The sequence below is a fragment of the Cellvibrio mixtus subsp. mixtus J3-8 genome (genome assembly GCF_000766945.1).
Taxonomy (GTDB): domain Bacteria; phylum Pseudomonadota; class Gammaproteobacteria; order Pseudomonadales; family Cellvibrionaceae; genus Cellvibrio; species Cellvibrio mixtus_A.
In genome coordinates, this window is record NZ_KN266207.1 from 1300374 (window position 1) to 1303893 (window position 3520).

A 3520-nucleotide genomic window follows, 5' to 3' on the forward strand; every position below is an offset into this window, starting at 1 on the left:
ATTACTGCATCAGCAAATGAATGGCGTTTGCTGGAGGGTTATTACACACAATCCGGTACTGCCTTCCAACATTTCATTATCGAAGCAACGGATACGACTATCAGCTACTACGCGGATGATTTTGCAATCGGTGGCCAGGTAATCCAGGTTCCAAGCAGCAGCTCGCGCAGTTCAAGCAGTGCAGCATCTACCAAGAAATTTATCGGCAACATCACCACTTCTGGCGCAGTGAGATCAGATTTTACTCGTTACTGGAATCAGATTACCCCGGAAAACGAAGGCAAATGGGGATCTGTTGAAGGTACTCGCGATGTTTATAACTGGGCACCGGTTGACCGCATTTATGCTTATGCACGTCAAAATAATATTCCAGTAAAAGCACACACATTTGTGTGGGGTGCGCAATCACCCTCCTGGATCAACAACCTGAGCGCGTCAGAAACTGCAGCAGAAATCGAAGAATGGATCCGCGATTACTGCGCCCGTTATCCCGACACAGCAATGATCGATGTAGTTAACGAAGCGGTTCCTGGTCACCAGCCAGCAGGTTATGCGCAAAAAGCCTTCGGCAATAACTGGATTCAACGTGTATTCCAGTTGGCTCGCCAATACTGCCCTAACTCAATCCTGATTCTGAACGACTACAACAACATTCGTTGGCAACACAATGAATTTATCGCACTCGCAAAAGCGCAAGGTAATTACATTGATGCGGTCGGCCTGCAAGCTCACGAATTGAAAGGTATGACTGCAGCACAAGTTAAAACGGCGATTGATAACATCTGGAATCAAGTGGGCAAGCCCATTTACATTTCTGAATACGATATCGGCGATACCAATGATCAAGTCCAACTGCAAAACTTCCAGGCGCATTTCCCGGTGTTCTGGGACCACCCGCACGTTAAGGGCATCACCATTTGGGGTTATGTGAACGGCAGAACCTGGATCGAAGGTTCCGGCTTGATTCAGGACAACGGCACACCGCGCCCTGCAATGACCTGGTTGCTCAATAATTACATTAATAAATAAAGGTTTTAGCGCAGCTCATAAAAAGGATTTTTTTGAGCTGCGATGTTTGGTCAAACACAACCCATTTAACAATCATAAAAAATGATCACTTGCAAAAGTGATCATTTAAAAATTAGGGAGAATTCCCATGCGTGCAAATAATATTGCAAGGATTTGCCATGCGGCAAAGTTTGCAAAAATGTCTGGTAGTTGTTTTGCTTTACTCTTCGCATTGAATGCAAATGCAAGTTGCCAATATCAAATCACCAACCAATGGAACAATGGTTTTACCGCGGCGATAAAAATAACAAATAGTACAAGCACCACTATTAATAGTTGGTCGATAAATTGGCGTTACACAAGTGATAACCGTGTCAGTAACAGCTGGAATGCAAACGTTTCCGGCACCAATCCTTATTCAGCAACAAATTTAGGCTGGAATGGGAATATCCAACCGAATCAAACGGTAGAGTTTGGTTTTCAAGGAACCAAGGGTGCTGCAGTAGCAGAAATTCCTGTTGTCAATGGAGCGCCATGCGGAACATCGACAGTGTCTTCGTTGCCTGTTTCGTCAACGAATTCATCCAAAAACTCTTCATTACCAACACTAAGCTCCAGCGCCAGGACATCCAGCAGTTTTGCTGCATCGTCAACAAGCGCAACGGTTTCCTCAAAAAGTTCAATTGCATCTTCAATTGCTGTGAGCTCTTCATCTGCCGCCGGTTTGATTGAAGCAAGCAATCCAGTGATTTGGGCGGACGTTCCCGATCCGTCCGTTATTCGTGTAGGCAACGCGTATTACATGAGTAGCACCACTATGCATATGAACCCCGGTGTGCCAATTATGAAATCGACTGACCTGGTGAATTGGTCAGTGGTGAATTATGCGTACAATATTTTGGATAACACCAATGCGCTCAATCTGGAAAGTGGCCAAAACGCTTATGGGAAAGGTTCATGGGCAAGTAGTATTCGTTATGTAGATGGTATGTATTACGTAAGTACGTTTTCCTATACCACCAACAAAACGTATATCTATAAAACCCGCGATATTGAAAATGGCCCCTGGACTGTTTCAGCATTAAATGGTTTGTACCATGATTGCTCATTATTTTTTGAAAATGGCCGCGCATTTCTGGCTTACGGCATTGACGATATAAAAATTATCGAATTAACAGCAGATGCCTCGGCAATTAAATCCGGTGGTTTAAACCAAACTATTATTGCCAAATCGTCTGCTGTCGCAGGAACGAATTTTATCGTTCGCCCCGAAGGCACCCACCTGCAGAAAATCAATGGTCGCTATTACGTTTCATTAATTACCTGGCCTTCAGGAAAATCGCGCACACAATTAATTTTCCGCTCCAATAATTTAACAGGGCCTTACGAAGGGCGTGTAGCCTTACAAGACCAGGGTATTGCCCAAGGCGGATTAATTGATACACCAACAGGGAACTGGTATGCATTTTTATTTCGCGATTCCGGTGCAGTTGGGCGCATTCCTTATCTGGTTCCTGTGAGCTGGCAAGATGGTTGGCCAGTGATGGGGGTAAATGGAAAAGTGCCCCAGAAGCTGGGGTTCACAGTAGAAAATAAAGGGCTAAACGGAATTGTAGCAAGCGACGAATTCAATCGGGCGCAAGGTTCATCGACGTTGCCACTGCAATGGCAATGGAATCACAACCCGGATAACAGTGGATGGTCGCTCAGCAATCGCCCCGGTTATTTGCGACTGACGACAAAACGTATTGCCGCTAATTTCGAAGTTGCGCGCAACTCGCTAACGCAACGCAGTTTCGGCCCGCAAAGTTCTGCGCGGATCGCGCTTGAAACCGCCGCGATGAAAGATGGTGATTATGCCGGCCTTGGTGCATTGCAATCACGTTACGGTTATGTAGGCGTGACCAAAACCAACGGCAATAAATCTATCGTGATGGTGGATACGACTTCGGGTAATCCACAAGAAATTACACGCCTGGGTTTATATCAGGACCGCGTGCATTTTCGCATCGATATGGATTTTCGCAATCAAACCGATCAAGCGAAATTTTATTACAGCCTGGATGGCAATAACTGGACTGCCATCGGTTCAACCCTGCGCATGACTTACGATCTCAAGCATTTTATGGGTTATCGCTTTGCGCTGTTTAATTACGCCACACAATCTACCGGTGGTTATGTGGACTTTGACTACTATCGAATCAGTCAATAAGTCGAATCAGTCAATAAATCGGATCAATATAAAAATCGGCTCGGTCAATAAAAGTAACAACAATAATTTTAAAAACGCTAGAGAACTTTTCCAATTTACGGAGATTACATGATGAATAAACAAAAGAACTCCGCCAGATTATTACCGCAGGTGTTACGCAACACCTGCGGTGTAATTGGCTTGGGCGCAACGCTGCTTGCGTTATCCAATACCGCCTTCGCTGCCTGTACCTATTCAGTCGATAACGAATGGGGTAGCGGTTATGTGGCGAGTATTACGGTAAAAAATGATACGAATGCT

At 45.0% G+C, this 3520-nt stretch carries 3 protein-coding genes; all 3 read left to right on the forward strand.

The genetic code is table 11. The features are described from left to right. Nucleotides 1–1029, forward strand: a 1029-nt coding sequence (locus A596_RS10440) for an endo-1,4-beta-xylanase (protein WP_235425670.1), incomplete at its 5' end; no start/stop codon positions are given. A gap of 127 nt (nucleotides 1030–1156) precedes the next feature. Next, on the forward strand, nucleotides 1157–3220 hold the full coding sequence (locus A596_RS10445) for a beta-xylosidase family glycoside hydrolase (protein WP_039914216.1): 2064 nt from the start codon (nucleotides 1157–1159) through the stop codon (nucleotides 3218–3220). A 108-nt stretch (nucleotides 3221–3328) separates the two neighbouring features. Then, on the forward strand, nucleotides 3329–3520 hold a 192-nt coding region (locus tag A596_RS10450; protein ID WP_200882893.1), incomplete at its 3' end, for a cellulose binding domain-containing protein.